Origin of the sequence: Blochmannia endosymbiont of Camponotus sp. (assembly GCF_023586085.1) — a bacterium.
Lineage (GTDB): Bacteria > Pseudomonadota > Gammaproteobacteria > Enterobacterales > Enterobacteriaceae > Blochmanniella.
This window is the reverse complement of record NZ_CP097757.1, coordinates 584,356-601,554: the sequence shown is the minus strand read 5'-3', so window position 1 is coordinate 601,554 and position 17,199 is coordinate 584,356. Positions and strand designations below refer to the sequence as shown.

Below are 17,199 nucleotides of genomic sequence, written 5' to 3'. Positions count from 1 at the left end.
CTGTTAGTATTTTAAAATAATCACTATAGGAAGTTAGTTAATCTTTTAGTAACAGGATGTGTAAAATTGATTTAAGAATATATTTATATTTTAATTAATAATTGTGTTAGTAATTTCATAACAATGTTGAATAAATTTTAATTGATAAGATTACATAATAATTTGTGCGAGAAAGATGGCTATTAAGCTTATTGCTGGTTTGGGTAATGTTGGGGCGCGTTATTTTAATACTAGGCATAATTTTGGTTCTAAATACGTTGAGCTGTTAGCTAAAAAATATAGAGTAATGTTAAGTAAAAGTGATATGTTATGTGGGTATGTCGGGAAGTTAGCGCTAGAAAATAATGTTGTGTATTTATTAATACCAGACTCATATATGAATAACAATGGGCTTGCAATATCTAAATTCGTTGATTTTTATCAGTTACATGTAGAAGAAATATTGATAGCACATGATGATCTTGATTTACCGCCAGGTGTAATACGTATTAAATTGGGTAAAAAAATTAATGATAGTCATAATGGATTAAGAGATATTGTTGTTAGATTGAATAATCAATTTAATTTTTATAGATTACGTATTGGTATAGGTCATCCTGGTGAAAAAAGTAAGGTGATTAATTTTGTTTTAAATAAGCCATCTATTTATGAGAAACTTAGAATTGATAACGTAATTAATGAAGTAATACTATATACTGAGAATATAGTGGCTAAAAACTTTGTTAAAGTTATGAATCAATTGCATTCTTATAAGCCTAATGTTTAAGGGATATTTATTTAGGAAGTTTTATTAATTTTTTATAAAATATTGATAATGGTATTTTATTTTATTTAATTTTAATTGTTAAGGTATCATGCAAATTGATTGCAGTATAATTGGATTACCTAATGTAGGTAAGTCTACATTATTTAGTTTATTAACTCATGTATCTGCTAAAGTGGCCAATTTCCCTTTTTGTACTATTCAACCTAATATATCTATAGTTTATATACCTGACTTACGTATATGTCAGTTAACAGATATTTTTCCATCACATAAAACAGTACATGGGACAATGAGATTTATAGACGTTGCCGGTTTAATAAAAGGGGCTGCTCAAGGGCATGGAATGGGTATTCAAGTTTTAAATCATATTCGTGTAACAAAAGTGTTGTGTCATGTGGTACGTTGTTTTGATAATAATCAAATTATTCATGTTTTTAATGATATAGATCCTTGTAGAGATGTTAGTGTTGTTAACACTGAATTGATATTATTTGATATTTTTCAGTGTGAACAAAGTATTTGTGCTTTACAAAAAAAACGTAAGATTATTGATGTTAGTAATAAACAACAGTTATTTTTATTAAAAAAATGTTTGGAGTGTTTATATAATGGGGTTTTTTTAAGAAAAATACAGTTTTCTAATATAGAAAGAATAAATATTGAAAGATTTAATTTTTTAACTATTAAGCCAATTATTTACATTGCTAATATTGATGAAAAATCTGTCATAAATAATATTTATTTAAATAGACTACATGCATTAGCATCTAATGAACAAGCACCATTAGTTTCATGTTGTGCAATGTTGCCTTTATTAAAAAATAAGAATAACGGCACTAGAGTTACTATGGAACGGAAAGAAAGTGTATTACATGATATAAATAATACTATTTTTTCTGTGTTGAATTTGTGTACTTTTTTTACTATTAATTTAAATGTGACACGGGCTTGGATATGTGTTATTGGAACTACCGCGTTGGAAGCAGCCAAAATGGTACATAGTGATTTTAAAAAGGGTTTTATCCGTGCTCGAGTTATTAAGTTTAATGATTTTATTCTTTATAACGGAGAATTAGGAGTAAAGAGAGGTGGTAAAATATATTATGAAGGGAAGGATTATCGTGTAGAGGATGGGGATATATTAAAGTTTTTGTTTAAGACTTAATGTGATGTATAGTAAGAATATGTATTGGCACATTTTAATTTAAATAAGCTATGATCATAGCTTATTTAAATGAAAATGTGCCAATACATATTCTAGAATTAACGTCTATTTCCAAAAATACGAACTATCATTAAAAATAAATTAATGAAATCTAAGTATAAAGTCAAAGCACCTATAATTGAGTATTTACGAAACTGATCTTGATCATCTATAGATAAAGAGGCTCCTATAGATTTTAGTTTTTGAGTATCGTATGCGGTTAAACCAACGAAAATTATAACTCCAACATACGTAATTAACCACATTAAAGCTGTATTTTTTAACCATATGTTAACTATTGAAGCTAGTATTATTCCAATTAATGCCATGAAGAATAAATTACTAAAACTGCTTAAATCTCGCTTAGTAGTATACCCATACAACGTCATAATACCGAACATACCAGATGTTACCACGAATGCGCTAGATATAGAAGAAGTAGTATATAGTATAAATATACTAGATAAAGTTAATCCTGTTAACATGGAATATAGCATAAATAATGTAGTTGCTAGAGAACCATTTAATCGTGCCACCATGCCAGATAGAACGAATACTAATGCTAACTGACCAATAACTAAACCGAAAAATACTATTTGATTAGAAAAAAGTAATTGCAGTATTGCTGGAGTCCTAGAAGCGTACCAAGCAACAAAAGCAGTTAACAGTAATCCACAAGACATCCAACCAAAAACTTGCGCGATGTATGGTTGTATTACGTTATTAGCTCGTTCTGATACTGTATTTTGAAAACGGGTAAATCGATCCATACTTATCACCTTCAGAAATAATTGAAATATAGAATACTTTTTTAAAGTATATCGCAAGTGAATCATGTGAGCAACAAAATGTTGCAGTACATGATTTTAAAAACGAATTAAAAATTAAATCTCATACACAATAATACCTATATCTGAAAAGTATGGATGTTATTGTGATTAGTTTGTCTCTAATGAACACTAGATGCAGTATAGCATATTTGTTTAATTAAGATCAATGTATATTCAATATTATTATTTAATAATTATTTAAATAATAATATTGCATGAGATTTACATCTTTATCGAATTCATATATTAATGGAACGCCAGTTGGTACATTAATTTGAAATATTTCTGATTCGTTTAAGTTATTTAAAAATTTTATGATAGCGCGTATAGAATTGCCATGGGCAACAATAATAAGATTTTTGTTATTTTTAATATGAGGAACTATATGGTTGTTCCAGTACGGAATTACTCTATTTAAAGTTAGCTCTAAACTTTCACCTTTAGATAATTCGTTAGTATCTATATTATGGTAACGGTTGTCATTTGTTGCAATAAATTGATTATTCTCACAAATATTTGGGGGAACAGCATAAAAACTACGACGCCATTTTTGAATAGTTTCATAACCGTATTTTTTTACGGCTTCATCTTTGTTCAATCCTTGCAGTGCTCCATAATGTCGTTCATTTAGTCTCCAAGATTTTTCAATTGGTAACCATGCTTGATTTAGTTGATCTAGTATGATCCATAGAGTGTGAATTGCTCGTTTTAATACTGAAGTGTACCCACAATTAAAAAAAAATCCATTTTTTTTTAATGTTTGACCAGCGCATTGTGCTTCAGCACGTCCTTTATCTGATAAATCTATATCAACCCATCCAGTAAATCGATTTTCTTTGTTCCATTGACTTTCTCCATGTCTTATAATAACAAGTTTAGTCATATTCATAATTTTATTCTCTTATTTTTACTTATAAATATATAAACAAATTATATACCGCTTGTTTTAGATTGGCTATATTATTAATATGTGTAATATTGAGATTATTTTTAATAATTAAGTTACTTAATATATATTAATATACCTACATATTAATAATTTTTTTATAATAGTTAGAAATAGTAATTTTTTCGCTAAATTATATAATTATTTAGTATGATTTTGTAGGTTTTATACATATATGTGATATAACGTGAGATATGATTTTAGAGTTTATACGTAGCATATTATCATAAAAATAAATAAATGTATGATGCAAATTATTTATGTAGCAAGTCCAGAAAGTCAACAAATTTCTGTTTGGAAATTGGATGATGTTCATGGACTATTAAAATTAATTCAGGTAGTATCTACTTTAGGGGGTGCGCAGCCTATAGCTGCGCACCCTAATAAACAATTTTTATATGTTGGAGTGCGTCCTAACTTTGGAATTACTACTTATCGTATAAGTCAGGAGGGATTGCTAACAGATGTTGGAACAATCGAATTACTCAGTAGTCCTACCCATTTGATTAGTGATAAAAAAGGTAAATTTTTGTATTGTACATCCTATAGGAATAACACAGTAAGTGTTATTCCTATAGGTAGATTAGGGGTACTTAGACGCTATCCAATACAAATTATAGAAGGCTTGTTAGGTTGTCATTCTGCTAACATAGATAATAAATGTGCAGCCTCACTTTGGGTTCCATGTTTACAAGAGCATTCTATTAGGTTATTTAAAATAAATTCGTTTGGTACTTTAATACCAGATAATCCATGTATTATTAAAACTAATATTGGTTCTGGTCCTCGTCATATGATTTTTCATAATTTTAGTTATTATGCGTATATAATCAATGAATTGACGAGTACTGTTGATGTCATAAAATACGGTAGTTTACAAAAAATTCCAAGTATTATGCAAACAATAAGTTTAATGCCTAAAGATATAAATCTTGAACGATGTTGGGCAGCTGACATACATATTACTCCTAACGGCCGTTGGTTATATTGTTCTGACAGAGCTGCTAATATCATTAGTTGTTTTGAAGTGTCAAAAGACACAAAAGAATTAAAATTTGTTGACTACCAATTTACTGAGGAACAGCCGCGTGGATTTGCAATTGATTATAAAGGAAAATTTTTGGTTGTTGCAGGTCAAAAATCAAATTATATTTCTTTGTATCAAATTGATACAAATAGCGGGAAATTAACCATATTATCTCGTTATTTGGCAGGAAAAGGTCCTATGTGGGTCAATATAGTGTCTTTTTATGAATAAATGTATAAAATTAGTTATGTCATGATATATTTCTTATGTAATTTAATTATATATGAGTCTATAAGTTATTATTATTATTAATAATAGCCTGTATTACTGTTTTTGCTGCAATTTGTGTGTTTATTATAAAAGGTACGGGGATATATCTTATATAATAAGATTTAACTATAAATGTGCTAAGTAATAATTTGCATTTAAATATTAAATAGAGTTTATAATTATGATTGAAATAGATTGTGCTCCGTGTCCTTATTATAAAGTGCAATGATAATTGTAGATGGTTTTGGGTTTCTTTATTATTTTTTATTTTATTTTGTTATTATTTAGTAGCATTTAATACTATATCAATAATAGTATTTTAATTATTGAGAGAAATTGTTCATAATAAATTTGAAAATAAAGACAATAATAATATAAAAATTATATATACCTTTGAGTTTAAATTCGGTTTAATAGAATTTTAATTTCATTACATTTTAATGTTATAGTATTTAATGTTAGTCTATTAAATTATTGTTTATTTGTAATCGTGTAATTAATATTATATATTTCTACATATAATATGTGTCCTTATATTATAAGTGTATTAGACGTTTTTGCGCTTGTTTAGCTGCGTCACTATTAGGGTATAATTTGCCTACTTGCCTATATATTGCTTTAGCTTTATCTTTTTGTTCTGTTTCTTGCATGATGATGCCAATTTTTAATAATGCGTCTGATGCTTTTATTGATTTAGGATAATTTTTGACTACTAGCGCAAAATAATAAGAAGCATCGTCTTTATTTCCTTTGTTGTAATAAAGTTGTCCTAACCAATAATGAGAATTAGCTTGATAAGTTGATTTTGGATAGTTTTTTATAAAATTTTGAAAGGCTTCTATTGCTTGATTGTATTGTTTTTTTTCTAATACCAATAATACTGCTTTTTTATAAGCAGTATCGGCATCAATTATTATTGCGTTATTAATTTCTTGATGTTTTTGAGTGTTTGAGTTAATGGATAATGTGTCAGAATCATTATTGGAACAATGTTTATCGCTATATTGTTTTAAGATATTATTTATTTTTTGACATGATTCATTTTGATTATTTATAATTTCTGATATGTGATGTTGCATATCTTGAATATATCCACGTAATATGTCAATATCTTGTTGATTTTCAGCTAATTGTTGTTGTATTTGAATTAAGCATTGACTGTGAGCGTCGGATATTTGATGTAATTGATTGATGCTGTGATTCTTATATGTTTTATTGTTTGTGTTTTTGGCGTATACAATATTATAATTTGTAATATTAAAATACCCAGTGACCATAATGATGACTATGTATAATTTAAACAAAAATAGTAATAATTTCATTATATTAAATATTATTTATATATTAATACAGCACGTCTATTTTTAGAGTAAGCTGCCTCGTTATGTCCTGGTACAGCTGGTTTTTCTTTACCGTAGGATACAGTAAATATTTGTCCGGGTAATATACCTTTACTTTGTAGATATAATTTTATTGAGTTAGCTCGACGTTCACCTAATGCAATATTATACTCTGGGGTACCTCGTTCATCGGCATGGCCTTCAATTTTAATACGATACGATGGATTATTATATAAAAAATTAGCATGAATGTTTAACGTATAAAAAAATTGCGAAGAAATATCATATTGATCTAAAGGAAAATAAACAATATTGTTAGATTGTAATTCTTGTGTTTTTAGCTCTAATTTTTCATCGATTAATTTATTATTGTTTATGTTAATCTGTTTAAAAGGATCCGGTTCCATTTGTTCCTGGTTATGAATAATAGTGCGTTTGGGGAACACAGAACATGCGGTTATAATTACACTTATATTTGCTACAAATATTAATTGTTTAAAAAAATTATTTAATTTCATTATATGTTCATTACTCATAATTTTATCAAATTGTTGATTGTAATGGAAATAGCTGTATATTTTATTTTACATATAATGGAGACCAAGTAGGAAATTTTATATTCCCTTTCCCTCCTTTTATATGAGCTTTAAAATGTCCATCTGTAGAAATTAATTCTAAATTGGATGTTGCTGTAAAATCTTTAATACTGCTATACACCACCATGGTATTATTAGGCGCTATACTAGGGGTATCAGCTAATAATACATCTGTTAATATTTCTTCTTGACCAGTTAATAAATTTAATTTAGCAATGTTTTGTTTCCCTTGATGTCTATTTACCATCATTATAAATGTTCCGTCTGAACTAACTTGTGGATTTTGATTACTAGTGTATAGCCAAGATAGTCTTTGGGTATCAGTAGTATTGATATTAATTTTATATATTTGTGGTTTTCCTCCTTGATCAGAAGTATAAGCTATATTTTTATTGTCTGGAAACCAACTAGGTTCAGTATTATTATTTCTGTTCTTAGTTAATTGTTTAAGTTCTCCAGATTCTAAATCCATAATATATAAATTCAAGCTACCTGTTTTTGATAATGCGAAAGCTATTTTTTTACAATCGGGAGAAAAAGCGGGAGCTCCGTTATGATTTGGAAAATTAACAATATGATTAATTAATCCAGTTCGTAATGTTTGAATAACAAGTTCTGAATGACCAGAAGCAAAAGTGACATAAGCAATTTTTTCCCCATCTGAAGACCAGGCTGGAGACATCAATGGTTCAGTTGATCGGCAAATTGAAATTTGGTTATGACCATCGTAATCAGCAATATGTAATTCATAGGGATATTTATGATCATCGATATGTGATATATAAGCAATACGTGCACAAAATGCACCTTTTATACCGGTTAATTTTTCAAAAATTTCATTACTTATAGTGTGAGCCGCATGACGTAGCCATTTTTTTTCTACTGAATATTGGTTTTCTAAAATTATCAAAGCAGGATTATTAGAAGTGTCTATTAAGTGATATGAAATAATGTAATTCCCATCGTAGTTTATATGTGTTGTTCCTAATACAATAGTATTAATGCCCAATTTTTCCCAAAAAGTTGGAATTATATCAGATATTTTGGCAGGTTTATGTGGTAAATACTCTACGGGTACAGTATTAAATTTACTACTATTGCGTAAATCGGAGGCTATTATTAATGCTATATCTTCATCTGATTCAGATTTTTCATTTTGATTATTGATATGTTCAAAAGGCATTACAGCAATGGGGTACGCAGTATTTACTCCGCACGTGATTTCAATATGCATATCTGCCAGTAATGAAAATTGGTACAAATATAATATTAACATTATTGATAAAGATATTCGTATCAGCCAGTTTTTCCATATTGATGGTTTATTAGTTTTTTTAATTATTAAATGCATTGAAAAATTTTGCATGAAAATTAAATTTATTTAATAGATTAATATATTCTTATTTTATGAATGTGTAAATATTTAGTTTATTGAGGAGAAAAATTTAAAATTATATTTTTAAAGACTTCATATACATCTGTATTTGGTGGTTTGGGTATCTTTGCTGATTTAGTAGCGATAGTTGCCGCTTGACATAGCGAAATATCTCCAGATATGGCGGTTATTGACAACAAGGTACCATCAGGTGCTAATTTGATGCGCAGGTCACATTTTTTACCAGCATAGTTAGAGGCATTATAAAATTTTTTTTGAATTGATTCACTAATCATGCGTTTATATGTATTAATCTCATTGTTTTTAATTATGTTGCTTGTGATATCACCATGATTGTTATTTTTTTTTATTATAAAGTTTAATTTAATTTTTTCGTTATTTTTTACGGAATTTTGCTTATTAATTAGTGTATTTAATAGATTGTTTAATACGTTAGAATCATGAAGTATATTGTTTGGTTCATTATGTACTAGTGTATTTTTTGTGGATGTAGTGTGTTGATTTTTCTTTTTTTCAGGGATGTTATTTATCGTGCGTCCTTCCAACGGACGTTGTGTTTCGGTTATTTTGAATAGATTTGATTGATCTTGATTTTTCTTTTTTTCAGTGATGTTATTTATCGTGCGTCCTTCCAACGGACGTTGTGTTTCGGTTATTTTTAATCGATTTGATTGATCTTGATTTTTCTTTTTTTCTATTTTCGCATCAGGCATTTGTATAAAAGTATTAATTGGTTTTTTATTATCAGTAGTATTGGTAGTATACTGCTGTTTTTTTGCGGTTATGTGTTTATTTAACAATAAACACATAACCGCATGTATAATAATCGATATTATAATAGCAAATTTGAGTTTTTTATTATATTTATTAAGTAAATATGCTAGTCTCATTGAGTAATATAGATCTTTTTATATATTTAAGTGGTAGGATTTGTTATCATTCCAATAGAGTGTACACCAATTTTGCTGAGTAAGCTTAACACTTTAATGATTTCATCATACGCTATGGCTTTAGAAGCAGCAATCAGGCATGTAATATCAGGGGTAATATATATTTGGTTATTCACTTCTGATGAAATCTGATCTAGACATATTTTCTTCATGTGTTTATTGTTAATTATCAGATTATAAAATCCCATTCCTAAAATTTCAATGGTCATTATAAGTTTTTCATTACTGACAATATTTGTTGCTACTTCACTGTTTGGAAGATTTACTTCAAAGCTTTGTATTAATTTAGACGGTATTATTATAAAAATTATTAAAAGAACTAATAATATATCTAAAAACGGTATGATGTTAATATCTGATTTAATAGCGCGTTTTATTCTCTGTTTCTTCATGTTTATTTTCCTTACTTAGCACAGCGTCAAGATTAAGAAAAATCTGACGATATAGAATTGCTATAAATTCTTCTATAAAATTATTATAATCTTGATCTAAATTATTTATTTGTGTAGTTAAATAATTAAATGCCATGACTGCTGGAATAGCTACGAATAAACCAATTGCTGTAGCAACCAATGATTCAGCAATACCCGGTGCAATGATTTGTAAATGAATCATCTGAGTAGCGGTATTATTAGTAGTTTTACCTAATTCGACAAAAACATGCATAATTCCCAGTACGGTTCCAAATAAGCCAAGATATGGGCTAATGGATCCTATTGTACCAATTAATGGGATATAATCTTCTAAGGTTTTTAGTTCTATATTTATTGCAGTATGCATAGTATCTAGTGTTCTGGATATTATTATTTCAGATGAACAATGTTTCATTTGATATAGCCTAGAAAATTCCTTGAAACCTATATAAAAAACTTGTTCAGCGCCGTTTAATTTATTACGACGAGATAAAGATTTTTGATATAAACTGGCTAAGTCTATTCCAGACCAAAATTCATTTTCAAATAATTTTAATTTTTTATGAGCTATATTAAGTGCGAAAACACGATGGAAGATGATACTCCAAGATAAGATAGAAAATCCAAGTAGAATGAATATACTAATTTGTACTAAAATATCAGCTTCTAAAAGTAAATTAAAGATATTCATATCTGATTATTAATTTTTATGTTACATCAGGGTTTATAATACAAATTATTACAGAAAATACCTTTAATCATATTAAAGGTATTTTAGACTAATATAGTATAATTATATACATAATAATTGTAAAATATAGTTTTTATAAAAAACTATTAATACTAATAACATTTTTGAAAGCATATAGAGTAAAACACAACTTACATGTGTAGTTAAAAATAAAATTATTAAGTCCTCAAAGCCGCAGATTTTATTAAATAACACCATTATACTTGAAGTGTTATATATATTTAATATAAATGTTGTTTTTATTGTTCTGTGCCGATAGATTTGATATATTGGCCAATGGTAGTGAAGTTATTAATAACGTGTACTCCTGATTTAGATAAAACTGCACATTTTTCGTAAGCAGTACTACCAACTCCAGAAATAATGGCGCCTGCATGTCCCATACGTTTCCCTTTGGGGGCAGTAGCTCCAGCTATATATGCAATTACTGGTTTTTTAATGTACTTTTTAATATAAATCGCTGTTTTTTCTTCAGATCTCCCTCCTATTTCACCAATCATTACCATTAATAACGTTTGGGGATCTTGTTCAAATAATGATAATATATCAATAAAACTAGAACCGAGTATTGGATCTCCTCCAATACCAACGCATGTAGATTGGCCTAATCCAAGGTCAGTTATTTGTTTTACTACTTCGTATGTTAAAGTACCTGATCTGGATACAATCCCTACATGACCTGGTTTATGAATATCACTTGGCATTATCCCAAGTTTACATTGTCCTGGAGTAATAATTCCTGGGCAATTTGGTCCAATCATACAGGTATTATGTTTTTTTAATTGTTGTTTTATTAATAACATGTCTAATATCGGAATTCCTTCGGTAATACAAACAATTAATTTAATACCTGCATGGATTGATTCTAAAATCGCATCTTTACAAAAAGGAGCGGGTACGTAAATAATAGAAGTTGTTGCATGAGTATTATTTATTGCTTCATTAACAGTATTAAATATTGGCAATCCGAGATGAACGTTTCCTCCTTTTCCTGGAGTAACTCCACCTACAATTTTCGTACCATACCTTAATGCTTGCTTAGAATGAAAACTAGCGTGCTTACCAGTAAATCCTTGACAAATTATTTTTGTATCTTTGTTAATTAATATTGGCATTGTTTAATTTTACCGCGGTTACAATTTGTTGAATTGCATAAACTAAGTTATTGGTAACAACAACGTTTAATTTGCTGTCAATTAATCGATTAGTACCTAATGCAGCATTGTTTCCTTCTAATCGAACTACGACAGGAATATGTGTTGCATTATATGCAGACAATACGGTTATTATACTGTCAGCAACTAAATCACAACATACAATACCTCCAAATATGTTTACGAGTATTGCTTTTACTTTAGTATCTTTTAAAATCATATAAAAAGATGACATTATACATTCTTTATTAGCATTTCCTCCGATGTCTAAAAAATTAGCAGGCATGCCACCTAATGATTTAATTACATCCATAGTAGCCATAGCTAATCCAGCTCCGTTGACCATGCAACCAATATTTCCATCTAACGGAACATAGTTGATAGAATCCCATTGGTTATCGGGTAATGTATTATAGGTTTTATTTATAGCACATATATTTAATAATTCTGATTGTCTAAATGTAGCATTATGGTCGCTAATAATTTTAGCGTCTAAACAAAAAAATTGATCATTATCAGTGACAGCCAATGGATTTATTTCTATTAACATAAGATCATTTTTGAGAAGCATATGTGTCGCGTCAACGACAATTTTAGCAAATTGATTTATTTTGACTCCAGACAAACCTAACTTACATGCCAAAATTCGTCCTTGATAAGGATATATTCCAACTAAAGGATTTATAGTGATCTTATGGATAAGATCAGGTGTTTTTTGTACTATGTTTTCAATGTTTGTACCGCCTTGTGTAGAGGCTATGCATATTATTTGTGATTCATCTCTATCAATAAGTATGCTTAAATAAAGTTCTTGAATAATTTTAACGGATGGTTCTATTAAAATAGAATTTACTAATTCCCCGGTATCCGTTGTTTGATATGTTATTAAACTATTGCCAAGCCACTTAGTGGAAAAAGATAATATATCTGTTGTATTATGTACGATGCACACTCCGCCAGATTTTGCGCGCCCACCTGCTTGTATTTGACATTTTATTACCCATGGGCCGTTTTTTATACTACACGACGATATAAATTGTTCTACATCCATTAAATTATTGCACAGGTAACCTTTTAAAACAGGCAAATTATACTTTATTAACAGTTCTTTTGCTTGATATTCATATAGATTCATAATACGCAACCATTTTTACAGTGGTTTCTGAAGATTCATATAATAATTAAAAAACTAATAATACTAATTAGTTAGCCATATACGCATATTATATGATTATACGTATATATGATATGATTATAATTAAATTTCTAAAAATAAACGCATTGGATCTTCTAGTAATTCTTTAATATATACTAAAAAGCTTACTGAATCTTTCCCGTCTATTAGTCTATGATCATAAGACAAGGCTAAGTACATCATAGGTAAAATTATTATTTGTCCATCTAAAGCCATAGGTCTATCTTTTATTGCATGCATGCCGAGAATGGCACTTTGTGGAGGATTAATAATAGGGGTGGACATTAATGAGCCAAAAATCCCACCGTTGGTAATAGTAAAATTACCGCCATTTAATTCTTCAATTGTTAGTTTTCCATTTTTTCCTTTTTCAGCTAAAGTTTTTATATTTTTCTCGATGTCAGATATACTTAATGTATCAATATTTCGTAATACTGGTGTAATCAATCCACGTACTGTGGATACTGCAATACTTATGTCAAAATAATTATAATATACTATTTCTTCTCCATCAATGGATGCATTGATTGCAGGAAAATTTTTTAAACCCTCTAAAACTGCTTTTACGTAAAAAGACATTATCCCTAATTTAATTCCATAACGTTTTTCAAATAATTCTCCATATTTTTCCCGCAATATCATAATGGGTTGCATATTAACTTCATTGAAAGTAGTCAACATAGCTGTAGTGTTAGTAACGGCCAGCAGACGTTCTGAAATTTTTTTGCGTAAGCGGCTCATCAAGATACGTGTGTCTTTACGATCATTTTTTATATTTTTTATTTGATGATGGTTTGTGTCTATATAATTTTTTTGATCGGTATAGTGTGTTTCCTTTGTGGAATGAATATGTGTTTCTACATCTTGACGAGTTAGACGTCCTTTTGTTCCGCTACTTTTAATATTTTTTGATTGTAAATTGTGTTCTGCTATTAATTTTCGAATAGACGGGGTTAAAATTTTATGATGTTCCTCCTCATTTTTTTGGGTGGTGATATGTTCCTGAGATTCTATTGATGCAACAGATTTTTGATTTTTAATTATTTGTTTTATATCTTTTTTAGCAACGATTTGATCAATAATATTTAGACGTGCCACAATCTGACCAGATATTACTATTGATCCTTCTTGTTCTAAAATTGATTCTAATGTTCCTGTGTCTGGCGCAGGTACTTCTAGCATTATTTTATCTGTTTCAATTTCAAGCAAGATATCATCTTGGCTAACTTTATCGCCTACTTTTTTATGCCAAACAGCAACGGTGGCGTCTGCAACTGATTCAGGTAAATTCGGAACCAAAATGTCTACACTACTCATTTTATATCCTTTTAAAAATTAATTTATATTTAATGCATCGTCAATTATTTTTTTTTGTTGTTGTTGATGTACTGAAAAAAATCCTACTGCAGGCGCGGCAGAATCAGGTCGTCCTATATAGTTTAATGTAATATGTGCAGGTATTATGTTGCGAAGATAATGTTGTATATAATTCCAAGCTCCTTGATTTTTAGGTTCTTCTTGACACCAAGTAAAATTTTTTACATTCGAATAGGAATTAAGAATAGTTCGTGCATTTTCATAAGGAAAGGGATATAGCTGTTCAATACGAATAATAGCTATATTATATTGTTTATTTTTACGTCGTTGATTTAACAAATCATAATATATCTTTCCAGTACACATTATCACATGATTGGTTTGATGTGGAATGATATTATTATCTATTTCATTAAATACTGTTTTAAATGATCCGTGTACTAAATTTTCTAATGAGGTCGTCACCATGGGATGTCTTAATAGGGATTTTGGAGATATAATAATTAGTGGTTTTTTGATACTATATGTTGCTTGTTGACGTAATATATGATAGAGCTGATCTGGGGTAGAAGGTACACAGATGTATATATTATATTCAGCGCATAATTGTAAATATCGTTCTATTCTGGAAGAAGAATGTTCTGGTCCTTGACCTTCATATCCGTGAGGTAAAAGCATTACTAGCCCGCATAATTGACCCCATTTTTGTTCACTAGAACTAATAAACTGATCAATGACGATTTGCGCTCCATTAGAGAAATCCCCAAATTGTGCTTCCCAAATTACTAACATATTATTTGACAAACTGGCATAACCATATTCAAATGCTAAAGCTGCTTCTTCAGATAATACTGAATCCCAGACGTAAAAAGATCCTTTTCCATTTGATTTTTTATTAAAATACGCTAAAGGAGTAAATTTTGTTCCATTATTTTGATCATATATCACAGCATGTCTATGAAAAAATGTTCCTCGTCCAGCATCTTCTCCGGATAAACGAATAGAAATTCCTTGATCTAATAAAGTTGCATATGCCAGAATTTCTGCTGCTCCCCAATCAAACAATCTATTACCTAACGCCATTTCTATTCTGTCATGATATATTTTTGCTACTCTAGAATGCATAGTGATACTTGATGGAATATCGTTGATACGATAGGCTAATTTTTTTAAGTATTGGTTATCTATTTTATCAGAATACAGCGTGGTTTTATTATTATTTAAATTATTTGTGCACAGGGAATTGCGAATATGAATTGGTTGCCATTTTTGTAGAACGCAACACTTTTTATCTAATTTTTCACGATACGCATTAATTATGTTAGAGGTGTCATTTATACTTAGTATCCCATTTTTATTTAAAATATTGGAATAAATACTGAGTAAAGTTGGATGATTACGAATTTTTTTGTACATAAGAGGTTGAGTGACACTAGGTTCGTCAGCTTCATTATGTCCATGTCTACGATAACAAATTAGATCAATCATTACATCACGTTTGAAAGTATTACGAAAATTTAACGCAACACGAGTAACATAAATAACGGAGTCTACATCATCCGCATTAACATGAAAGATAGGAGCTTGTATCATTTTTGCAATATCTGTACAATACTGTGTAGAACGAATATCATGGATATTCGATGTTGTAAATCCTATTTGATTATTGATAATAATATGTACTGTTCCTCCTACGTCATACGCATCAGCTTTAGACATATTAAAAGTTTCTTGAACTATTCCTTGCGCACTGATTGCTGCATCTCCATGTATTGAGATCGGAAGTACTGTGTTATGTTCTTTTTTGTCATTGTTATAGGTCGATTTTTTAAGTAGTTGATCAATTCGTGCTCTAGCACACCCCATGACTACTGGGCTAACAATTTCGAGGTGGGAAGGATTGCATAATAAAGATAAATGTATAATTTGTTTATTAACCGTAATATCTGAGTAAAATCCTTGATGATATTTGACATCACCACTTCCAAATGTAGTTTGGTGTTTATCGGAAAATTCATTAAATAAATCTTGAGGGTTTTTGCCTAAAACATTAATTAAAACATTTAGGCGCCCACGATGAGCCATTCCTAAAAATATTTCTTTAATATTCTGATGACAGACGGAATAACGTATAATTTCTTTTAACATAGGAATTAAAGCATCACCTCCTTCTAATGAAAATCTTTTAACTCCTGGAAATTTCGTTGCTAAATAGCGTTCTATTCCTTCTGCTGCAATTATTTCTTTAAGAAATTGTTTTTTTTCATCAGAATTAAAATCAAATATTCCTGCTGTGGATTCAAAATAATTTTGAATCCACAGCATTATATCTATATCAAGAATATGCATATATTCTATGCCTATAGAGTCGCAATAAGTTTTTTTAAGGAATTGATATATTTCTGATAAAGTCATTGACTCTTTGTTTATTCCAAAAATTTTCATATCGAATTTTTTGTGAATATTTTGCAAGGAGAAATTATAATTTTTTAAGTTTAAAAGATTATTTTTAGATATATGCTTCCATAATCTTAAAGGGTCTAATGTAGAATGTTGATGCCCATATGTTCTAAAAGAATTTATCAATTGTGCTATCTGTGTATAAGTAATATTGCTGCAGTACGTATTAGTTTTGATATATGATTCATTAGGTATAGTTTTATTTTTTAGTTGAATATAGGTATTATTTGTTAAATTATCAAGAAATTTATGTTCATATTTTTTTTCAATAAATAATTGTTTGAAGATTTTTATCCAACTAGAATCTACAGAATTAGGATTTTTTAAAAAATCCTTATAAGTTTGCTCTATGTAAGACTGATTATTTTTTGACAAATAAGAGGAATCTAACCATTGTTTTAGTGTGTTATTATACATTACAAAAATCCTTGTATTCTGTTATATTTATATTTTTAATGTCTAAATACCTAATGTTAAATTAACTAATTTGATAAAGCATTATACTATTAATAAATTGATTTTTAACTATATTAATTGTTATAATTGTGTACGGATAATGTTGATATTTTCATTAAATTTTTATC

The 17,199-nt window shown here is 28.7% G+C and carries 15 protein-coding genes; 3 read left to right on the top strand and 12 right to left on the bottom strand.

Features of this window, described 5'->3' with window-relative positions:
- The first annotated feature begins 175 nt into the window (after nucleotides 1-175).
- Nucleotides 176-766 carry an aminoacyl-tRNA hydrolase gene (gene pth, locus M9400_RS02540; RefSeq protein WP_250232286.1) on the top strand — a complete coding sequence of 197 codons (591 nt, stop codon included), beginning with the start codon at nucleotides 176-178 and terminating at the stop codon, nucleotides 764-766.
- Between the two features lie 88 nt (nucleotides 767-854).
- Nucleotides 855-1,931, top strand: a complete 1,077-nt coding sequence (gene ychF / locus M9400_RS02535) for a redox-regulated ATPase YchF (protein WP_250232285.1) — start codon at nucleotides 855-857, stop codon at nucleotides 1,929-1,931.
- Between the two features lie 98 nt (nucleotides 1,932-2,029).
- Here ychF and M9400_RS02530 read toward each other — a convergent pair whose 3' ends face one another.
- Nucleotides 2,030-2,740 (bottom strand): Bax inhibitor-1/YccA family protein, encoded by a 711-nt coding sequence (locus M9400_RS02530; protein WP_250232284.1) that lies wholly within the window; start codon nucleotides 2,738-2,740, stop codon nucleotides 2,030-2,032.
- 247 nt (nucleotides 2,741-2,987) lie between these two features.
- Nucleotides 2,988-3,689 (bottom strand): 2,3-diphosphoglycerate-dependent phosphoglycerate mutase, encoded by a 702-nt coding sequence (gpmA, locus tag M9400_RS02525; RefSeq protein WP_250232283.1) that lies wholly within the window; start codon nucleotides 3,687-3,689, stop codon nucleotides 2,988-2,990.
- Nucleotides 3,690-3,990: 301 nt separating this feature from the next.
- On the opposite strand from gpmA, the gene pgl reads away from it, so the two are divergent.
- Nucleotides 3,991-5,004, top strand: coding sequence for a 6-phosphogluconolactonase (gene pgl, locus M9400_RS02520; RefSeq protein WP_250232282.1), 1,014 nt, complete (start codon nucleotides 3,991-3,993; stop codon nucleotides 5,002-5,004).
- A 575-nt stretch (nucleotides 5,005-5,579) separates the two neighbouring features.
- On the opposite strand, the gene ybgF is transcribed toward pgl, so the two are convergent.
- From ybgF to M9400_RS02470, 10 genes are all read right to left on the bottom strand, one after another.
- Nucleotides 5,580-6,320 carry a tol-pal system protein YbgF gene (gene ybgF / locus M9400_RS02515; protein WP_250232281.1) on the bottom strand — a complete coding sequence of 247 codons (741 nt, stop codon included), beginning with the start codon at nucleotides 6,318-6,320 and terminating at the stop codon, nucleotides 5,580-5,582.
- A gap of 56 nt (nucleotides 6,321-6,376) precedes the next feature.
- Nucleotides 6,377-6,901, bottom strand: a complete 525-nt coding sequence (pal, locus tag M9400_RS02510; protein ID WP_250232708.1) for a peptidoglycan-associated lipoprotein Pal — start codon at nucleotides 6,899-6,901, stop codon at nucleotides 6,377-6,379.
- Between the two features lie 61 nt (nucleotides 6,902-6,962).
- Entirely contained in the window at nucleotides 6,963-8,255 is a 1,293-nt protein-coding gene (gene tolB / locus M9400_RS02505; protein ID WP_420022276.1) for a Tol-Pal system beta propeller repeat protein TolB, read from the bottom strand.
- Nucleotides 8,256-8,407: 152 nt separating this feature from the next.
- A complete protein-coding gene (gene tolA / locus M9400_RS02500) occupies nucleotides 8,408-9,184 on the bottom strand; it encodes a cell envelope integrity protein TolA (RefSeq protein ID WP_420022269.1) in 777 nt (258 codons plus the stop codon).
- 107 nt (nucleotides 9,185-9,291) lie between these two features.
- The gene (locus M9400_RS02495) at nucleotides 9,292-9,717 is read right to left on the bottom strand and encodes a biopolymer transporter ExbD (protein WP_250232280.1); all 426 of its coding nucleotides are present in this window, start codon (nucleotides 9,715-9,717) and stop codon (nucleotides 9,292-9,294) included.
- Nucleotides 9,686-10,429 carry a protein TolQ gene (gene tolQ / locus M9400_RS02490; protein WP_250232279.1) on the bottom strand — a complete coding sequence of 248 codons (744 nt, stop codon included), beginning with the start codon at nucleotides 10,427-10,429 and terminating at the stop codon, nucleotides 9,686-9,688. Before tolQ ends, M9400_RS02495 begins: the two co-directional genes overlap by 32 nt.
- 299 nt (nucleotides 10,430-10,728) lie before the next feature.
- Complete coding sequence (gene sucD / locus M9400_RS02485; protein ID WP_250232278.1) at nucleotides 10,729-11,604, bottom strand: succinate--CoA ligase subunit alpha; 876 nt, start codon at nucleotides 11,602-11,604, stop codon at nucleotides 10,729-10,731.
- Nucleotides 11,588-12,778 (bottom strand): ADP-forming succinate--CoA ligase subunit beta, encoded by a 1,191-nt coding sequence (gene sucC / locus M9400_RS02480; protein ID WP_250232277.1) that lies wholly within the window; start codon nucleotides 12,776-12,778, stop codon nucleotides 11,588-11,590. The genes sucD and sucC overlap by 17 nt, the downstream gene beginning before the upstream one ends.
- A 123-nt stretch (nucleotides 12,779-12,901) precedes the next feature.
- The gene (gene odhB / locus M9400_RS02475) at nucleotides 12,902-14,155 is read right to left on the bottom strand and encodes a 2-oxoglutarate dehydrogenase complex dihydrolipoyllysine-residue succinyltransferase (RefSeq protein WP_250232276.1); all 1,254 of its coding nucleotides are present in this window, start codon (nucleotides 14,153-14,155) and stop codon (nucleotides 12,902-12,904) included.
- Nucleotides 14,156-14,173: 18 nt separating this feature from the next.
- On the bottom strand, nucleotides 14,174-17,032 hold the full coding sequence (locus M9400_RS02470) for a 2-oxoglutarate dehydrogenase E1 component (protein WP_250232275.1): 2,859 nt from the start codon (nucleotides 17,030-17,032) through the stop codon (nucleotides 14,174-14,176).
- Nucleotides 17,033-17,199: the final 167 nt, after the last annotated feature.

Excerpts from the sequence above, each read along its gene's own strand:
- pth (WP_250232286.1), top strand. The coding sequence starts at position 176 with ATGGCTATTAAGCTTATTGCTGGTTTGGGTAATGTTGGGGCGCGTTAT.
- ychF (WP_250232285.1), top strand. The coding sequence starts at position 855 with ATGCAAATTGATTGCAGTATAATTGGATTACCTAATGTAGGTAAGTCT.
- M9400_RS02530 (WP_250232284.1), bottom strand. The coding sequence starts at position 2,740 with ATGGATCGATTTACCCGTTTTCAAAATACAGTATCAGAACGAGCTAAT.
- gpmA (WP_250232283.1), bottom strand. The coding sequence starts at position 3,689 with ATGAATATGACTAAACTTGTTATTATAAGACATGGAGAAAGTCAATGG.
- pgl (WP_250232282.1), top strand. The coding sequence starts at position 3,991 with ATGATGCAAATTATTTATGTAGCAAGTCCAGAAAGTCAACAAATTTCT.
- ybgF (WP_250232281.1), bottom strand. The coding sequence starts at position 6,320 with ATGGTCACTGGGTATTTTAATATTACAAATTATAATATTGTATACGCC.
- pal (WP_250232708.1), bottom strand. The coding sequence starts at position 6,901 with ATGAAATTAAATAATTTTTTTAAACAATTAATATTTGTAGCAAATATA.
- tolB (WP_420022276.1), bottom strand. The coding sequence starts at position 8,255 with ATGTTAATATTATATTTGTACCAATTTTCATTACTGGCAGATATGCAT.
- tolA (WP_420022269.1), bottom strand. The coding sequence starts at position 9,184 with ATGTGTTTATTGTTAAATAAACACATAACCGCAAAAAAACAGCAGTAT.
- M9400_RS02495 (WP_250232280.1), bottom strand. The coding sequence starts at position 9,717 with ATGAAGAAACAGAGAATAAAACGCGCTATTAAATCAGATATTAACATC.
- tolQ (WP_250232279.1), bottom strand. The coding sequence starts at position 10,429 with ATGAATATCTTTAATTTACTTTTAGAAGCTGATATTTTAGTACAAATT.
- sucD (WP_250232278.1), bottom strand. The coding sequence starts at position 11,604 with ATGCCAATATTAATTAACAAAGATACAAAAATAATTTGTCAAGGATTT.
- sucC (WP_250232277.1), bottom strand. The coding sequence starts at position 12,778 with ATGAATCTATATGAATATCAAGCAAAAGAACTGTTAATAAAGTATAAT.
- odhB (WP_250232276.1), bottom strand. The coding sequence starts at position 14,155 with ATGAGTAGTGTAGACATTTTGGTTCCGAATTTACCTGAATCAGTTGCA.
- M9400_RS02470 (WP_250232275.1), bottom strand. The coding sequence starts at position 17,032 with ATGTATAATAACACACTAAAACAATGGTTAGATTCCTCTTATTTGTCA.